The organism is Pseudomonas sp. TE12508 (genome assembly GCF_056279485.1).
This window is the reverse complement of record NZ_JBWCCN010000002.1, coordinates 410,194-426,791: the sequence shown is the minus strand read 5'-3', so window position 1 is coordinate 426,791 and position 16,598 is coordinate 410,194. Positions and strand designations below refer to the sequence as shown.

The following is a 16,598-nucleotide window of genomic DNA, read 5'->3' as shown; positions in this document are numbered from 1 at the left end:
ACGCCGCATGCGCCTGTTTCGCTCACTGACCTTGTTGATGTCGTTGTTTTCGCCGTTCGCCTCGACGGCGTTTGCTGATGATCTGTATCAGGTTGAAATGATTCTGGTGCGGCAAAACGCCGTGCCCGCCATCGTCAGCCGCGCCGCGCCGGAAGACTGGGATGCCGACGCCCAACGCATCAGCCCCGACAGCTTTCGCACACCGAGCCTTAATCCCGAAGTGGAAAAACTCACCGCCAGCAACGAATACACGGTGCTGTTGCACAAGGCCTGGCAACAGAACCTGGGTGAAGAAGCCAGTAAAGTGGCGATCAGCGAAGGCACCGAGCAGTTCGGCCAGTTCCCGATCGAAGGCACGCTGAGCCTGAAACTGGGGCGTTTCACCGACGTCGATGCAGACTTCTGGGTCAATAAGATTGATGCCAACGGCCTGGTCACCGCCAGCGAACGCCTGAAGCAGGAAAGCCACACCAAGAACGGTCAACTGAACTTCCTCGACAACGGTCACCTGGGCCTGCTGATCAAGATCACCTCGCTGACCGCCCCTGCACCTCGGCCAGTCCCCGATGTAATTCCGGACTGATATGCCCCCGACCCTGAGCAAACCCCTGGCAACATCCTGGGTCAGCCGATTCAAGGAACAGAGCCTGGAGCGTGGCCGCCGCTACGCGCTGGAAAACCGCGTCAGGATCGTCGAAGTCGGCGACGCCACCATCACCGCCAGTTGCGAAGGCTCTGGCGGCAACGTTTACCGTCAGACCATTCGCCTGCGCGAGTCGGCCAAAGGCACCTTGCTGATGATCGACGCCACGTGCACCTGCCCGGTTCATAGCAACTGCAAACATTGCGCGGCGGTGTTGCTGCAAGTGCAGGAAACCCTCGCCTACCCGGCGGCGGCGAAAGACGCCGAACTGCTGGAAAAACTTCAGGCCGTACTGGAAAACCGTAGCCCGAAAGCGCCGCCGCAAGTGCTGGTGGATAATGTGCAACCGGTGCCGCGCCTGTGGCTGGCAAGTATCGAATTCAGTGCCTTTGAACCACGCAACGGCAAGATGCAGCGTTACATCCAGCATCGCGCGGCGCTTTCCTTCAGTTATCTGGACGAATACGTCAGCGGACAGAAAAACACTGACATCCTGATTCGTCAGGAAACACAGACGCTGCGGATAAAACGTCACCCGGAAGTCGAGCAGGTCTACAGGGAACAGCTGCGAATCCTCGGTTTCAAGATCGCCACCCGACAAAGCAAGGCCTTGCCCGAAAGTGCCGGCGAACTCTACGAGATGGTCAACGACAGCGCCTGGCTGACTTTCACCCTCAACGAGCTGCCGAAGCTGCGCACCCAAGGGTGGGAGTTGCAGATCGACGAGGACTTCGGCTTCGACCTGACCGCCGTTGAAGACTGGTACGCCACCGTCGAGCAGGCACCGGAGCGCGACTGGTTCGACCTGGAATTGGGGATCATCGTCAACGGCGAACGGCTGAGCCTGTTACCGATCCTGTTAAACCTGATGCGCTCCCATACCGAGCTTCTCAACCCGGAACGCCTCGCCCGACGCCGCGACGACGAATTGATTCTGGTGAACATCCCGCAGCGCCGCAGCACCGACCAAGGCCCGCTGCAGGTCGCCCTGCCCTTCGGCCGCTTGAAACCGGTGCTGGCCACTCTCGGCGAGTTTTACCTGCAAGAGCCCGGTGAAACCACGCTGCGCCTGAGCAAGGCCGACGCCACACGCCTGAATCCGCTGGAAGGCCTGCCGCTGCTCTGGGAAGGTGGCGAGCAGATCCGCACCTTTGCCCAGCGCCTGCGTGACATCAAAGACCACACCGCAGTGGCACCCGAAGGGTTGAATGCCACCTTGCGCCCGTATCAGCTGGAAGGCCTGAGCTGGATGCAGTCGTTGCGGCAACTGGAAGTCGGCGGGATTCTCGCGGACGACATGGGCCTGGGCAAAACCCTACAGACCCTGGCGCATATTCTCAGCGAGAAGAATGCCGGGCGCCTCGATCGGCCGTGCATGGTAGTCATGCCCACCAGCCTGATCCCCAACTGGCTCGACGAAGCCGCGCATTTCACGCCTCAGCTCAAAGTGCTGGCGCTGTACGGCGCCAGTCGCAAGAAGCACTTCGGCGATCTGGCCGACTACGACCTGATTCTGACCACTTATGCGCTGCTGCCCAAGGACGTCGAACACCTCGCCGCGCAGCCATTGCACGTATTGGTGCTGGATGAAGCGCAGTACATCAAGAATCCCAACAGCAAGGCCGCCCACGCCGCCCGCGAGCTGAATGCTCGCCAGCGCCTGTGCCTGAGTGGCACGCCACTGGAAAATCACCTCGGTGAGCTGTGGTCGCTGTTCCACTTCCTGCTGCCCGGCTGGCTCGGTGACGTGAAAAGCTTCAACCGCGATTACCGCGTACCGATAGAAAAGCGTGCCAGCGACGTAAGACTTCAGCACCTCAACGGTCGGATAAAACCGTTCCTGCTGCGCAGAACCAAGGAACAGGTGGCCACCGAACTGCCGCCGAAAACCGAGATCATCCATTGGGTCGAACTCAACGAAGCCCAGCGCGACGTGTACGAAACCATGCGCCTGGCCATGGACAAGAAAGTCCGCGACGAGATCACTCGCAAAGGCGTGGCGCGCAGCCAGATCATCATTCTTGAGGCCCTGCTGAAGCTGCGTCAGGTGTGCTGCGATTTACGCCTGGTCAACGATGCCGCCCTGCCCGCGCGCGGCAGTACCTCCGGCAAGCTTGATAGCCTGATGGAAATGCTTGAAGAGTTGTTCGAGGAAGGTCGGCGGATTCTGTTGTTTTCGCAGTTCACCTCAATGCTGTCGCTGATCGAGGATGAGCTGAAAAAACGCGGTGTGGCTTATGTAATCCTGACCGGCCAGACCCGTGACCGACGCACGCCAGTGAAGGAATTCCAGAGCGGCAAACGTCAGATCTTTCTGATCAGCTTGAAGGCCGGCGGTGTGGGGCTGAACCTGACCGAAGCCGATACGGTGATTCACTACGATCCCTGGTGGAACCCGGCGACGGAAAATCAGGCGACTGATCGTGCCTATCGCATTGGTCAGGAGAAGCCGGTATTCGTCTACAAGATGATTGCCAGGGGCACGGTGGAAGAGAAAATTCAGCATCTGCAGAAGGAAAAATCCGATCTTGCCGCAGGCGTGCTGGATGGGAGAAAAACAGGAGACTGGAAGTTGCAGAGCGATGATATTGAGGCGTTGTTTGCGCCGTTGCCGGAAAAAATTGATAAGTAGCGGCGATTATTGAATCGCCATCGCGAGCAGGCTCGCTCCCACATTGGATCTGTGTTTGCCCACCATAATTGAGACAACACAAAATTAATGTGGGAGCGAGCCTGCTCGCGATGGGGTCGACTCGATGTAACGACTGATTAACCCTTAAGCACCCGCGCCAACGTCGACTTCACCTTACCCATCCCGTCATGCAATGCCTGCTCAATCTCGGCCATGGTGATCACCGCTGTCGACTTGCCTGCCGCCGGATTCACCACCAGCGCCAGACAGGCGTAATCCAGTTTCAACTCGCGGGCCAACGCCGCTTCCGGCATTCCGGTCATGCCGACAATGTCGCAACCGTCACGCTCCAGCCTCGCAACTTCAGCCACTGTTTCTAGACGCGGGCCCTGAGTGCAGGCGTATACGCCATGGCTGCTGTAGGCAACGCCTTCAGCCGCCAACGCCGCGATCAATTGCTGACGCAGGGGTTCGCTGTAGGGATAGCTGAAGTCGATGTGCGTGACCTGTTCCAGGTCATCGGCGAAATAGGTGTGTTCGCGGCCGCTGGTGTAGTCGATCAGTTGATGTGGCACGCAGAAATGTCCGGTGCCCATCTCGGCATGAATCCCGCCCACGGCGTTGACCGCAAGAATCGCTTCGGCGCCGGCCTGCTTCAAGGCCCACAGGTTGGCGCGGTAGTTCACCTGATGCGGCGGGAAACGGTGTGGGTGCCCATGACGCGCGAGAAACAGCACTTCCTTGCCGGCATACTCACCGATCTGCACTTCGGCCGAAGGCGTGCCGTAAGGCGTGTCCACCGCCAATGACTGACGAATGCTCAAGCCTTCGAGTTGAGTCAGGCCGGTGCCACCGATAATCGCGTAAACCGTCATGACGAAAATCCTCAATCAATCAATTGAGCTTCTTTGAGCGCGCCGATGGCCGCTAGCCAGCGTGGATCTTGACGGTATTCGGTACTGCTGTACGACTGCCCGCGCATCCGCGCAATACGCGCCGAAGGTTTGACCTTCAAACGCTGGGCGGCGCTCAAGGCCAGCTCGGCAGCTGCGCGATCGTTGCACACCAGGCCCATGTCACAACCGGCGGTCAATGCCGCTTCGATGCGACTGGCAGCATCGCCGACCACATGGGCACCGGCCATCGACAGGTCATCACTGAAGATCACGCCATCGAACTGCAGCTCGCCACGCAGGATGTCCTGCAACCAGCGACGGGAGAAACCTGCAGGCTGGGAATCGACTTGTGGATAAATAACGTGGGCTGGCATGACGGCAGCCAGTTGCTTGCTCAATCGCGCAAACGGCACAAGATCGTTAGCGCGGATTTCGTCGAGGCTGCGCTCATCGTTGGGAATCGCGACGTGGGAATCGGCTTCGGCCCAGCCATGCCCGGGGAAATGCTTGCCAGTGGCGGCCATTCCGGCGCTATTCATGCCACGAATAAATGCACCGGCGAGCAAGGCTGCACGTTCGGGATCACCTTCAAACGAACGGGTGCCAACCACCGCACTGCGCTGGTAATCCAGGTCCAGCACGGGGGCGAAGCTCAGGTCGAGACCGACTGCGAGCACTTCGGTCGCCATGATCCAGCCACACTGCTCGGCCAGGTCCTCGGCATTCGGGTTATCGGCGATGGCGCGCATGGCTGGCAACCGCACGAAGCCCTGACGAAGCCGTTGAACCCGACCGCCCTCTTGATCCACCGCCAGCAGCAGATCGGGACGAATGGCGCGGATCGAAGCGCTCAATTCGCGCACTTGGCGCGGGTGTTCGATGTTGCGGGCAAAAATGATCAGGCCGCCCACTTCGGGCTGGCGCAACAATTGGCGATCTTCGGCCGTCAGCCAGGTACCGGCGACGTCCACCATCAACGAGCCTTGCAGGCCAGCAGTCATAGAGATTCCTTGATTACGATAAACCCGGCTCGCACGAATTCGCCGCCATGGGCTGGGCCCTGCGGGTCGGCGATTTCAATGAGGAGCGGGTTCAGAACGAGAGTCGGCATGGGCGGCTAGCTTAGCGGATGTCAGCTGCCGCGCCCACCCGTGTGCGGTTAAACCTTGGCGGCGACCGGGGCCGATTTGCTGCGCGGACGCAACTGCGCGGTGGCCATGGCTGTGTCGGTGACGCCGGTTTCGGCCCGCATGCCAGCGGCCAGGAACGGCACCATCAGACGCATCACTTGTTCGATAGAGGTGTTGACGCCGAAATCGGTCTCGGCAATCGCACGCAAGGCCTTGATCCCCGACATGCTGAACGCCGCGGCACCCAGCATGAAGTGCACACGCCAGAACAGTTCGATCGGGGGAATGCGCGGCGCAGCCTCGTTGACCAACATCATGTAGCGGCGGAACACCTTGCCGTACATATCTTCCAGATAACGACGCAAGTGCCCTTGGCTCTGACTGAACGCCAGCCCCAGCAAACGCATGAAAATGGACAGGTCATTGCCGCTGCGTGGCTGCACCACCAAAGCTTGCTCGACAAGAATCTCCAGCAGCTCTTCAAGGGACGGCTTGTTCTCGGGCTTGGCCTGGCGGCGCTCCAGCTCTTTATCGAGACTGAGACAGAATGGCCCGAGAAAACGCGAGAAGACCGCCTGAATCAGCGCCTTCTTCGACCCGAAGTGATAATTCACCGCCGCCAGATTGACACCGGCCTTGCTGGTGATCAGACGCAATGAGGTTTCAGCAAAACCTTTTTCCGCGAACAACTGCTCGGCAGCATCGAGAATGCGTTCAACGGTTTCCGACTGGGCCATGGCTACTCCGCCTGACAAACACTTGTTTGAAACATACGTTTCAGCCTTGGCCTTGTCAAGTCTGGCGGTTCGTTTTGGGAATGGTCGGTCAGGTATTTAACCATACAACAGTGCCGCTTCAATCAGCGAGCAAAATGACCGTCCAGCGGCCGATAAAAAAAGGGGCATTGCCAAGACCAGTTCACTGTATATAATCCCAGTCACTGTATAAAAAGACAGAGCGATCAATATGCTAAAGCTGACGCCACGCCAAGCAGAGATTCTGGCCTTCATCAAACGTTGCCTCGAAGACAACGGCTACCCGCCGACCCGCGCGGAAATCGCTCAGGAACTGGGGTTCAAGTCGCCCAATGCCGCGGAAGAACACCTCAAGGCGCTGGCCCGCAAGGGAGCGATCGAGATGACCCCGGGCGCCTCCCGCGGCATCCGCATCCCTGGCTTCGAAGCCAAGGCCGACGAGTCCAGCTTGCCGATCATTGGCCGGGTGGCTGCCGGTGCGCCGATCCTCGCCCAGCAGCACATCGAGGAATCCTGCAACATCAACCCTGCGTTCTTCCATCCTCGCGCTGACTATCTGTTGCGCGTCCATGGCATGAGCATGAAGGACGTCGGCATTTTCGACGGCGACCTGCTGGCCGTCCACACCACCCGTGAAGCCCGCAACGGCCAGATCGTTGTGGCGCGGATCGGCGACGAAGTGACCGTCAAGCGCTTCAAGCGCGACGGCAGCAAGGTCTGGTTGATTGCCGAAAACCCTGAATTCGCCCCTATCGAAGTCAACCTGAAAGATCAGGAACTGGTTATCGAAGGCTTGAGTGTCGGCGTGATTCGCCGCTAAAGGAGGCTTTATGCAGTTCCCACATACTTCACAGCAAGCCCAACTGCCGTTGTTCGAGGCGTTCATGGCGCAGCCATTGGCGCCGATCCTGAAGGACGTGGTCGAATCGCCCTGGAGCGCCGAGCCCGAAGTCTTCAGCGAGCTGTCACTGCGCGGCGCGGCCGGGAACTGCCTGAACCTTCTAGCACCGATTCTCCGGGAACTGAGCCAGGATCAGGATGCACGCTGGCTGACACTCATCGCCCCACCCGCCAGCCTGACACAAGCCTGGTTACGGGACGCCGGCTTGAACCGTGAACGCATTCTGCTCCTCCAACCGCGCGGCACGCAGAGCGCTCAGCAGTTGACCTGCGAAGCCTTGCGACTTGGCCGCAGCCATACGGTCGTCAGCTGGCTTAACCCGCTGAGCACAACGTCGCGGCAACAGTTGATCAGCGCTGCCCGTATCGGGGATGCGCAAAGTCTGAATATTCGACTGGGGTAACTGACAAACACGGTGCGCGCTGAACAGCGCAGGGCTTCTCCAGGGATAGAGAAGCCGATCTGTAGAGGTATCCGAAGAATCCGACGGGCGGGATCAATGAAGAACCCGTGACCCCTCTTCCTTATCAAATTCGCCTTCAACCAGGCGTCCTGCCATCTGAACACCGACGCTCAACATCGCCTTGGCGACTTCCACATGCTGGCCTTGCAGGAAAACCTTGGCATCCTCGGAGAAATCCAAAGTAACCAGAGAACCCTCGTCCTCGGCCCTGCGCAGCTCGATTCGGCCGTCTGGTAACTCGACAATTTCTAGAAAGGACGTTGGCATAAAGGTCTGTTCTCCACGAAAGGCGGGGATTATATAGGCATCAGCCAAGCTTCGCTCGGGATCTTGACCAGATGCCATCACGAAGGGAAATTTCTGACAACACTCTTCCTTGAGCAGATCCTTCCCTAAACGCTCAATCTTTCAGCACTCGTTCAACCCTTCGCGAAACCGAATCGCCAGTCCTTTAAGGTTCTGACGCCAGCTCTCCAGCTCTTCCCGACTCAGCTCTTCCGGTGCCTCTTCTTCATCCAGATTAACGGCCAGAATGAGCGGCTGCGTCACATCACCCTTGGGCTTGTGCGGCGCGCGAGGCGGCTGAAACAGTGCGGCATGAGCCGACAGCAATTTGGCCAGCCAGGTTTCAGGGTTTTGGGCCAGTTCGACCATCTCGGCCATTTCCGGAATAGCGATGGTTTCGAGCACTTCGCGGGTCAGCAGCATCTCTGCCCGCGGCGCATTGGCCTGAGGCAGGCGATAGAAACCGGCGATTTCATGGCACAGTCCCAACAGCGCACCGTACAGGTGAAACAACGCCGATTCGCGCCCGGCCTGAATCAGCGCGAGGGAGTTCATCGCCCGCCCCTCTTCGGCTTTGGCAAGCGCTTCCAGCGACAGGCCGGCGAAATAAATCTTCTGGTTGGTACGGGTATAGAGTTCGTGGGCCATGACGGCAGCCTCCACAACGAAATAATTGCTTCACGCAGGTCAGACAGTGTCGTGGATCACCTGAGCTTCCCGCAAGCCCAAAACAAAAGGCCGCATGAAAACCCGTGGGTTGTCATGCGGCCTTTTGCGTACAGCCTTTTAAGCCTTGGCTGATGGACGCTTGTCTTCAACCGTCCACTTCCCGCCGTCGTAATACGCCTTCCAGCCAGTCGGTTTACCGTCAACCTCAGTCTGCACGTATTGCTCTTTGGTCTTGCGGCTGTAACGAATTACCGAAGGAAGGCCGTCCGGATCTTTCTTCGGCGCTTCGCAGAGGAAATGGTACTTCGGATCGATCTCATCCTTGTGCGGCACGATCTCCATGACCAATGGAGCACGGGTCTCGCGGTTTTTCGGGAACTGGCTGGCCGCCAGGAACAGGCCGGAAGCACCGTCGCGAAGGATGTAGGTGTCGTTGACCTTTTCGCATTTGAGCTCAGGCATCTTCACCGGGTCCATCTTCGGCGGCGCCGCGTCACCGCTCTTCAGCAGCTTGCGAGTGTTCTTGCAGGTGGCGTTGGTGCAACCGAAGAACTTACCGAAACGACCGGTCTTGAGCTGCATCTCGCTGCCGCACTTGTCGCACTCCAGGCTCGGACCTTCATAGCCTTTGATGCGATAGGTGCCCTCTTCGATTTCGTAGCCAGAGCAATCCGGGTTGTTACCGCAGATGTGCAGCTTGCGCTTCTCGTCGAGCAGGTAAGCGTCCATGGCCGTGCTGCATATCGGGCAGCGATGCTTGCCACGCAGGACCAGCGATTCGGACTCACCCTCGTCGTCCGCGGCGATTTCATCGCCCGGCACCAGGTTGACGGTGGCCTTGCAGCGCTCTTTCGGTGGCAGGCTGTAGCCCGAGCAACCGAGGAACACGCCCGTCGAAGCAGTACGGATCTGCATCGGACGACCGCACAACACGCACGGAATGTCAGTCATCACCGGCTGATTGGCGCGCATGCCGCCTTCGGCACTTTCGGCTACTTCGAGTTTCTTCTTGAAGTCGCCATAGAACTCGTCGAGCACGTTTTTCCAGTCGCGTTCGCCCTGGGCCACGTCATCGAGGTTCTCTTCCATGCCGGCGGTGAAGCCGTAGTCCATGAGATTGGAGAAGCTCTCGGCCAGACGCTCGGTGACGATGTCGCCCATCTTTTCCGAATAGAAACGACGGTTGTGCAGCGCCACGTAGCCGCGGTCCTGGATGGTCGAAATGATCGCGGCATAGGTCGAAGGACGACCGATGCCCCGTTTTTCCATTTCTTTAACCAGGCTCGCTTCCGAGTAACGCGCCGGCGGCTTGGTGAAGTGCTGGGTCGGATCAAGCTTGATCAGCTTCATCGCGTCGCCCTGGGCCATGTCCGGCAGCACGTCGTCATCGCCAGGCTTGGCAATTTGCGGCATGACGCGGGTGTAACCGTCGAACTTCAGGATGCGGCCCTTGGCACGCAACTCGAAGTCGCCGGCACCGACGGTGACTGTGGTCGACAGGTATTGCGCCGGCAGCATCTGGCAAGCGAGGAACTGGCGCCAGATCAGCTCGTAGAGCCGTTCTGCATCACGCTCCATGCCCGACAGCTTGCTTGGCTCGGTATTGGCGTCAGACGGACGAATCGCTTCGTGAGCCTCTTGTGCGCCTTCCTTGCTGCTGTAGACGTTCGGGTTTTCCGGCAGGTACTTCTTGCCGAACTCACCTTCAATATAAGTACGCGCCATCGCCACGGCATCGACCGAGAGGTTGGTGGAGTCGGTACGCATATACGTGATGTAGCCGGCTTCGTACAAACGCTGGGCCATCATCATGGTTTTCTTCACACCAAAGCCCAGGCGGTTACTCGCAGCCTGCTGCAGGGTGGAAGTGATGAACGGTGCCGACGGCTTGCTGCTGGTCGGTTTGTCTTCGCGCTTGACGATGCTGTAGCTGGAAGCCTTGAGCTTTTCCAGCGCGGCCATGGCCTGGGCTTCGTTGAGCGGCTTGAAGGCTTCGCCTTTCTCACGGGCCACGTCGAAACGCACGGTCGCGCCCTTGGCGGTGCCGAGGTCGGCATGAACTTCCCAGTACTCTTCCGGGTTGAACGCGCGGATTTCACGCTCACGCTCGACCACCAGCTTCACGGCAACCGATTGCACGCGACCGGCGGACAGGCCACGGGCGACCTTGGCCCACAGCAGCGGCGAAACCATGTAACCCACCACGCGGTCGAGGAAGCGACGCGCCTGCTGGGCGTTTACACGGTCAATATCCAACTCGCCCGGTTTGGAGAAGGCTTCCTGGATCGCTTTCTTGGTGATTTCATTGAACACCACGCGCTTGTAGCGGCTGTCGTCACCACCGATGGCTTCGCGCAGGTGCCAGGCAATGGCTTCCCCCTCGCGATCCAAGTCGGTTGCGAGATAGATGGTGTCAGCATCTTTGGCGAGCCGGCGCAGCTCTTCGATGACTTTTTCCTTGCCCGGGAGAATCTCGTACTTGGCTTTCCAGCCATGATCGGGATCGACACCCATGCGCGAGACCAGCTGCTTGCGCGCTTTCTCTTTCGGCGTGAGCACCGGACCTTCACCTGCGGCGGCCTTGCCGCGCTTGGCGGCAGGCTCTTTGCTGGCGCTAGCCGAACCGCTGGTGGGCAGGTCTCGGATATGGCCGATACTCGACTTCACCACGTATTGGTTACCCAGATACTTGTTGATGGTCTTGGCCTTAGCCGGGGATTCCACAATGACCAGCGATTTGCCCATGGATCAGAAAATTCCTGAATTCTAGAAGTGAAAGGCGGTTGGCGCCTGACGCGGCACCGCTATATATAGTGGCTACAAGGTGAGGTCAAGCGCAGGGTTCTGCGCGCACTCCCCTTATGACTGCGGAAAAACGCTCGGTTCGGCTTGCACCAAAGCAAAGCGTGGCACCTGTTCGCCGTCAACCTCGACCGACTCCAGGAACATGCTCAAGGGGCGCACCCAAAAGCCGTAATCGCCATACAGGGCTTGGTAGAAGACCACTTCTTCTTCCGTTTCCGAATGCCGCGCAACAGCGAATACACGGTACTGCGGACCTTTGTAATGTTCGTAGAGCCCAGGTTGTATCGGCATGGTTTGGCCCTCACTCAAATTTTTTCAAAATAAAAACAAAATAAATCCGGAAAAACAAAAACCGGGGCACTTGGCCCCGGCTTCCATCAGCGAAACGCTTAAACGCGTTCGAAGACGGTGGAGATGCCTTGGCCAAGACCAATGCACATGGTGGCTACCCCAAAGGTGCCGCCATTCTGCTTCATCACGTTCAGCAAAGTGCCGGAGATACGGGCACCGGAGCAACCGAACGGGTGACCCAGGGCGATCGCGCCGCCGTGCAGGTTAACCTTCTCGTTCATCTTGTCGAGCACTTTCAAATCTTTCAGCACTGGCAGCGCCTGTGCGGCGAAAGCTTCGTTAAGCTCGAAGAAGTCGATATCGTTGATACCAAGACCCGCGCGCTTCAGTGCTTTCTGCGTTGCCGGTACTGGACCATAGCCCATGATCGCCGGGTCCACACCCGCCACTGCCATCGAACGAATCACCGCCATCGGCTGGATGCCCAGGTCCTGGGCACGCTGCGCCGACATCACGATCATGCACGAAGCACCGTCGGTGATCTGCGACGAAGTACCGGCTGTCACGGTGCCGCCCTTCGGGTTAAACGCTGGCTTCAGAGCCGCCAGGCTTTCCAGGGTGGTTTCCGGACGAATGGTTTCGTCGTAGTCGAACAGTTTCAGGAAACCGTTCTCGTCGTAGCCCTGCATCGGGATGATTTCGTCTTTGAACTTGCCTTCCAGAGTCGCCTTGTGGGCGAGCTGATGGGAGCGCACGCCAAAGGCGTCCTGTTGTTCGCGACTAATGCCGTGCATTTTGCCGAGCATTTCCGCGGTCAGGCCCATCATGCCCGAGGCTTTCGCCGCATACAGGGACATGTGCGGGTTCGGATCGACACCGTGCATCATGCTCACGTGGCCCATATGCTCGACGCCACCAACCACGAACACGTCACCGTTACCGGTCATGATCGCTTGTGCAGCGGTGTGCAGAGCACTCATCGACGAACCACACAGACGGCTGACGGTCTGGCCGGCCGCGGTGTGCGGGATCTGCGTCATCAGGGACGCCATGCGGGCGATGTTCCAGCCCTGCTCCAGGGTCTGGTTCACACAGCCCCAGATCACGTCCTCAACTTCGCTCGGGTCGACCTTGACGTTGCGTTCCAGCAATTTGCTGATCAGGTGCGCCGACATGTCTTCGGCGCGGGTGTTGCGGTGCATGCCGCCCTTGGAGCGGCCCATCGGCGTACGACCGAAGTCGACAATCACGACGTCTCTAGGATTCAAGCTCATATACTTTCACTCTCGCTCTAGTGTGGGCGCTTAACCGAAGAAGCTCTGACCGTTTTTGGCCATTGCACGCAGCTTCGCGGTCGGGTGGTACAGCGCGCCCAAATCAGCGTACTGGTCAGCCAGGGCAACGAACTCTGCAACACCGATCGAGTCGATGTAGCGCAGCGCACCGCCACGGAATGGAGGGAAACCAATACCGTAGACCAGGCCCATGTCGGCTTCGGCGGCGGTTTCGACGATACCGTCTTCCAGGCAACGCACGGTTTCCAGGCACAGTGGGATCATCATCCAGTTGATGATGTCTTCGTCAGTGACTTCGCGCTGTTCGAACACGATTGGCTTGAGCACTTCCAGTACCGAAGGATCGGCGACTTTCTTCTGCTTGCCGCGCTTGTCAGTCTCGTAGGCGTAGAAGCCTTTGCCATTCTTCTGGCCCAGGCGCTTGGCTTCGTAGAGCACGTCGACGGCCGAACGGCGATCGTCCTTCATGCGATCCGGGAAGCCTTCAGCCATGACGTCACGACCGTGGTGACCGGTGTCGATGCCGACCACGTCCATCAGGTATGCCGGGCCCATTGGCCAGCCGAATTTTTCCATGACTTTGTCGATGCGCACGAAGTCCACGCCGGCGCTGACCAGTTTGGCGAAACCGCCGAAGTACGGGAACAGCACGCGGTTGACCAGGAAGCCCGGGCAGTCGTTGACGACGATCGGGTTCTTGCCCATTTTCTTGGCGTAGGCAACGGTGGTGGCAACGGCCACTTCGCTGGACTTCTCGCCACGGATCACTTCAACCAGCGGCATCATGTGCACCGGGTTGAAGAAGTGCATGCCGACGAAGTTTTCCGGACGCTTGAGGGCTTTGGCCAGCAAGGTGATGGAAATGGTCGAAGTGTTGGACGCGAGGATGGTGTCCTCTTTGACCTTGTCTTCAACTTCGGCCAGAACGGCTTGCTTGACCTTCGGGTTCTCGACAACGGCTTCGACGACCAGGTCGACGTGACCGAAATCGCCGTAGGACAGGGTCGGACGAATGCCATTGAGCACTTCGGCCATTTTCGCCGGCGTCATGCGACCTTTATCAACGCGGCCCACCAGCAGCTTGGCGGCTTCCGCCAGACCTTGCTCGATGCCGTGCTCGTTGATGTCTTTCATCAGGATCGGCGTACCTTTGGAGGCCGACTGATATGCGATACCGCCACCCATGATGCCGGCGCCCAATACGGCGGCCTGCTTCACGTCTTTGGCGATTTCGTCGTAGGCCTTGGCCTTTTTCTTCAGCTCCTGATCGTTCAGGAACAGACCGATCAAGCTCTGCGCGGCAGAGGTCTTGGCCAGTTTGACGAAACCGGCGGCTTCGACTTCCAGCGCCTTGTCGCGACCGAAGTTCGCGGCTTTCTGGATGGTCTTGATCGCTTCGACCGGTGCCGGGTAGTTCGGGCCTGCTTGACCGGCCACGAAACCTTTGGCGGTTTCGAACGACATCATTTGTTCGATGGCGTTGAGCTTGAGCTTTTCGAGCTTCGGCTGACGCTTGGCCTTGTAGTCAAATTCGCCAGAGATGGCGCCCTTGAGCAGGTTCAGAGCCGCTTCCTGCAATTTCTCCGGAGCGACCACGGCGTCGACAGCACCGACTTTCAACGCGTCTTCAGCGCGGTTTTCCTTACCGGCGGCAATCCACTCGATAGCGTTGTCGGCACCGATGATGCGCGGCAAACGCACAGTACCGCCGAAGCCTGGGTAGATGCCCAGCTTGACTTCCGGCAGACCGATTTTGGCGGTATTGGCCATGACGCGGAAATCTGCCGCCAGGCACATCTCCAGACCGCCACCCAGTGCGATGCCATTGATAGCGGCGACAGTCGGGACGTTGAGGTCTTCGAAATCGCTGAAAATCTTGTTGGCTTCGAGGTTACCAGCGACAAGCTCTGCATCCGGCAGCTTGAAGTTGTCGACGAATTCGGTGATGTCGGCGCCGACGATGAACACGTCCTTGCCACTGCTGACGATCACACCCTTGATCGAAGCATCTGCCTTGATGGTGTCTACAGCCTGACGCAGTTCGTTCAGGGTAAGACGGTTGAACTTGTTGACGGACTCACCCTTGAGGTCGAATTTCAATTCGACGATGCCACTTTCAAGAGCCTTAACCGTGATGGCTTTACCTTCGTAAATCATCAACTGATCTCCACGATATGGAAGCTGAACAGTACACGTCGGACGCAGGCGACTGGCTCGGCAAGGACGTTTATCGTCGATGCTACGCCAATTCACCCGGCACACCCGCCGACGCGATAGTCGGGATTCTGTAGGAGCGATCTGTAATACAAACGCTCAATTCATACGCCCGTTTGATTTGGGTATGTCACCTTCACGGAATTTCCGGCAATTGTCAATCGCCCAAAATACTGGTTGAAACGCGACTTTCCGGTCACTTCCGTACCACGAAGCCCTGCAACACGCTCATGCATGTGAGGCCATTCATAGAATCAATAGTTAGAAAAGTCGCCCTAATTGCCGGCAGCCTGTGTTTAACAAGCTACGCTGGCGGGACCCTGAAGAAAAAATTTGAACGCTTTGACGAATGTCCAGCGTAAGATCAGCCACACAGAATTACCGGCCTGCCTGGCCAACCTCAGCCCGATGATGATGTCGGGCTTTTTATTGCCTGCCTGTCAGGCGCTGGCGCTTGCTTTTGTAGGGGGTCGGGTTTCAAGCGAGTGCTTTGAGCGTGGCATCGATCTGTTGCAGAACCTCGGCCTCGCCCTTCTCGCCCCAATACAGGGCAATCATTTGCTTGTCTGCTTCGACCTTGTAGACGTTGGCAGGCAATTTTTCGAAATGATTCAGCAGCATCCCATCCTCACAGACCTCCTGCCACTGATTGACCCACACGCCCGGCGCCTTCTGCCAGTAACTCCAGCACGCCGGTCGCGTGCCACGGCGCGGCCGATGGTACTGCGCGCAAGGGCTCGGCGGCTCCTCGCTCAGCCAGTGCGGCCATTCCTGGGGCGCCAGCTGCATGGCCAGGCCAATGCGCCGCGCCTCCATGCGCAGGGCCATGCGCCCGCTCTGAGTACGAGAGGGTCGCAACCAGGCCAGCGGGCTCAAGACCACCAGCAGGATTGACACCACTATCCAGACCGTCATATGTGTACTCCCGATTCTTGATGAGCCCATTGAGTCACTTTGAAACCAATGCGCTTGAAACCAGCCATACTTACCAATATTGCAATCCTCAGGAGGAGCACCTCATGCCCTACAACCACATTCTGGTCGCTGTAGACCTAACGGAAGAGTGCGATCCTGTCATCCACCGGGCTCGCGAGCTCTCGGTGAGCAATGGCGCAAAGCTGTCCCTGGTGCATATTGTCGAACCGATGGCGATGGCCTTTGGCGGCGACGTGCCGATGGATCTTTCCCAGTTGCAACAGCAACAATTCGATCAGGCCAAAGAGCGCCTTGAGCGATTGATCGTGAAATACCCGGAACTCTCCAAGGAATACAGTCACTTGACCTACGGCCAGCCGCGCCAGGAGATTCACCACCTCGCCAAGGAGCAAACGTGCGACCTGATCGTGGTGGGCAGTCATGGCCGACACGGCTTGGCGCTATTGCTCGGCTCCACCGCCAATGACGTACTGCACGGCGCGCCTTGCGATGTGCTGGCGGTGCGCCTGATCAAAAGCTGACAACACGGAACAACGTGGGAGCGGGCTTGCTCGCGAAAGCGGCGTGACAGTCGACATCTTTATTGAATGTTAAGCAGCTTTCGCGAGCAAACCCGCTCCCACAGTGAATCTATGTCGGCGAGCAGATCGTTTTCCATACGAAAAGCCCGGCGCTCATCACTG

The 16,598-nt window shown here is 58.5% G+C and carries 15 protein-coding genes; 5 read left to right on the top strand and 10 right to left on the bottom strand.

Annotated elements, in window-relative coordinates:
* Window positions 1–7: 7 nt before the first annotated feature.
* Window positions 8–583 carry a CsiV family protein gene (locus ACZ9IM_RS04205; RefSeq protein ID WP_476223435.1) on the top strand — a complete coding sequence of 192 codons (576 nt, stop codon included), beginning with the start codon at window positions 8–10 and terminating at the stop codon, window positions 581–583.
* Window position 584: 1 nt separating this feature from the next.
* Window positions 585–3,275 (top strand): SNF2-related protein, encoded by a 2,691-nt coding sequence (locus ACZ9IM_RS04200; RefSeq protein ID WP_476223434.1) that lies wholly within the window; start codon window positions 585–587, stop codon window positions 3,273–3,275.
* 137 nt (window positions 3,276–3,412) lie between these two features.
* On the opposite strand, the gene ACZ9IM_RS04195 is transcribed toward ACZ9IM_RS04200, so the two are convergent.
* The 3 genes from ACZ9IM_RS04195 to ACZ9IM_RS04185 all read right to left on the bottom strand — a co-directional run bounded on the left by ACZ9IM_RS04195 (window position 3,413) and on the right by ACZ9IM_RS04185 (window position 6,038).
* A complete protein-coding gene (locus ACZ9IM_RS04195) occupies window positions 3,413–4,150 on the bottom strand; it encodes an S-methyl-5'-thioinosine phosphorylase (RefSeq protein ID WP_476223433.1) in 738 nt (245 codons plus the stop codon).
* 11 nt (window positions 4,151–4,161) lie between these two features.
* Window positions 4,162–5,172, bottom strand: a complete 1,011-nt coding sequence (gene nagZ, locus ACZ9IM_RS04190; protein WP_427625565.1) for a beta-N-acetylhexosaminidase — start codon at window positions 5,170–5,172, stop codon at window positions 4,162–4,164.
* A gap of 158 nt (window positions 5,173–5,330) precedes the next feature.
* Complete coding sequence (locus ACZ9IM_RS04185; protein WP_427625564.1) at window positions 5,331–6,038, bottom strand: TetR/AcrR family transcriptional regulator; 708 nt, start codon at window positions 6,036–6,038, stop codon at window positions 5,331–5,333.
* A 229-nt stretch (window positions 6,039–6,267) separates the two neighbouring features.
* Between ACZ9IM_RS04185 and lexA the strand changes: the two genes are divergently transcribed.
* Both lexA and sulA read left to right on the top strand, forming a co-directional pair.
* A complete protein-coding gene (gene lexA / locus ACZ9IM_RS04180) occupies window positions 6,268–6,876 on the top strand; it encodes a transcriptional repressor LexA (protein WP_427625563.1) in 609 nt (202 codons plus the stop codon).
* 10 nt (window positions 6,877–6,886) lie between these two features.
* On the top strand, window positions 6,887–7,360 hold the full coding sequence (gene sulA / locus ACZ9IM_RS04175; protein ID WP_008073066.1) for an SOS-induced cell division inhibitor SulA: 474 nt from the start codon (window positions 6,887–6,889) through the stop codon (window positions 7,358–7,360).
* Window positions 7,361–7,453: 93 nt separating this feature from the next.
* Here the strand turns inward: sulA and ACZ9IM_RS04170 are convergent, their stop codons facing one another.
* The 7 genes from ACZ9IM_RS04170 to ACZ9IM_RS04140 all read right to left on the bottom strand — a co-directional run bounded on the left by ACZ9IM_RS04170 (window position 7,454) and on the right by ACZ9IM_RS04140 (window position 15,894).
* Window positions 7,454–7,687 (bottom strand): hypothetical protein, encoded by a 234-nt coding sequence (locus tag ACZ9IM_RS04170; protein WP_008007084.1) that lies wholly within the window; start codon window positions 7,685–7,687, stop codon window positions 7,454–7,456.
* Between the two features lie 141 nt (window positions 7,688–7,828).
* Window positions 7,829–8,353 carry a DUF6586 family protein gene (locus tag ACZ9IM_RS04165; RefSeq protein WP_038979974.1) on the bottom strand — a complete coding sequence of 175 codons (525 nt, stop codon included), beginning with the start codon at window positions 8,351–8,353 and terminating at the stop codon, window positions 7,829–7,831.
* A gap of 138 nt (window positions 8,354–8,491) precedes the next feature.
* Entirely contained in the window at window positions 8,492–11,119 is a 2,628-nt protein-coding gene (gene topA / locus ACZ9IM_RS04160) for a type I DNA topoisomerase (protein WP_427625562.1), read from the bottom strand.
* Between the two features lie 114 nt (window positions 11,120–11,233).
* Complete coding sequence (locus ACZ9IM_RS04155; RefSeq protein WP_008007078.1) at window positions 11,234–11,470, bottom strand: DUF1653 domain-containing protein; 237 nt, start codon at window positions 11,468–11,470, stop codon at window positions 11,234–11,236.
* 98 nt (window positions 11,471–11,568) lie between these two features.
* Entirely contained in the window at window positions 11,569–12,744 is a 1,176-nt protein-coding gene (gene fadA, locus ACZ9IM_RS04150; RefSeq protein ID WP_076030378.1) for an acetyl-CoA C-acyltransferase FadA, read from the bottom strand.
* A gap of 30 nt (window positions 12,745–12,774) precedes the next feature.
* Window positions 12,775–14,922 carry a fatty acid oxidation complex subunit alpha FadB gene (gene fadB / locus ACZ9IM_RS04145; RefSeq protein ID WP_008073062.1) on the bottom strand — a complete coding sequence of 716 codons (2,148 nt, stop codon included), beginning with the start codon at window positions 14,920–14,922 and terminating at the stop codon, window positions 12,775–12,777.
* A gap of 534 nt (window positions 14,923–15,456) precedes the next feature.
* Entirely contained in the window at window positions 15,457–15,894 is a 438-nt protein-coding gene (locus ACZ9IM_RS04140; RefSeq protein ID WP_008007072.1) for a hypothetical protein, read from the bottom strand.
* Between the two features lie 104 nt (window positions 15,895–15,998).
* On the opposite strand from ACZ9IM_RS04140, the gene ACZ9IM_RS04135 reads away from it, so the two are divergent.
* Window positions 15,999–16,436: a universal stress protein gene (locus tag ACZ9IM_RS04135; protein WP_007907790.1), complete on the top strand. Its 438-nt coding sequence runs from the start codon at window positions 15,999–16,001 to the stop codon at window positions 16,434–16,436.
* The last annotated feature ends 162 nt before the right edge of the window (window positions 16,437–16,598 follow it).

Excerpts from the sequence above, each read along its gene's own strand:
- ACZ9IM_RS04205 (WP_476223435.1), top strand. The coding sequence starts at position 8 with ATGCGCCTGTTTCGCTCACTGACCTTGTTGATGTCGTTGTTTTCGCCG.
- ACZ9IM_RS04200 (WP_476223434.1), top strand. The coding sequence starts at position 585 with ATGCCCCCGACCCTGAGCAAACCCCTGGCAACATCCTGGGTCAGCCGA.
- ACZ9IM_RS04195 (WP_476223433.1), bottom strand. The coding sequence starts at position 4,150 with ATGACGGTTTACGCGATTATCGGTGGCACCGGCCTGACTCAACTCGAA.
- nagZ (WP_427625565.1), bottom strand. The coding sequence starts at position 5,172 with ATGACTGCTGGCCTGCAAGGCTCGTTGATGGTGGACGTCGCCGGTACC.
- ACZ9IM_RS04185 (WP_427625564.1), bottom strand. The coding sequence starts at position 6,038 with ATGGCCCAGTCGGAAACCGTTGAACGCATTCTCGATGCTGCCGAGCAG.
- lexA (WP_427625563.1), top strand. The coding sequence starts at position 6,268 with ATGCTAAAGCTGACGCCACGCCAAGCAGAGATTCTGGCCTTCATCAAA.
- sulA (WP_008073066.1), top strand. The coding sequence starts at position 6,887 with ATGCAGTTCCCACATACTTCACAGCAAGCCCAACTGCCGTTGTTCGAG.
- ACZ9IM_RS04170 (WP_008007084.1), bottom strand. The coding sequence starts at position 7,687 with ATGCCAACGTCCTTTCTAGAAATTGTCGAGTTACCAGACGGCCGAATC.
- ACZ9IM_RS04165 (WP_038979974.1), bottom strand. The coding sequence starts at position 8,353 with ATGGCCCACGAACTCTATACCCGTACCAACCAGAAGATTTATTTCGCC.
- topA (WP_427625562.1), bottom strand. The coding sequence starts at position 11,119 with ATGGGCAAATCGCTGGTCATTGTGGAATCCCCGGCTAAGGCCAAGACC.
- ACZ9IM_RS04155 (WP_008007078.1), bottom strand. The coding sequence starts at position 11,470 with ATGCCGATACAACCTGGGCTCTACGAACATTACAAAGGTCCGCAGTAC.
- fadA (WP_076030378.1), bottom strand. The coding sequence starts at position 12,744 with ATGAGCTTGAATCCTAGAGACGTCGTGATTGTCGACTTCGGTCGTACG.
- fadB (WP_008073062.1), bottom strand. The coding sequence starts at position 14,922 with ATGATTTACGAAGGTAAAGCCATCACGGTTAAGGCTCTTGAAAGTGGC.
- ACZ9IM_RS04140 (WP_008007072.1), bottom strand. The coding sequence starts at position 15,894 with ATGACGGTCTGGATAGTGGTGTCAATCCTGCTGGTGGTCTTGAGCCCG.
- ACZ9IM_RS04135 (WP_007907790.1), top strand. The coding sequence starts at position 15,999 with ATGCCCTACAACCACATTCTGGTCGCTGTAGACCTAACGGAAGAGTGC.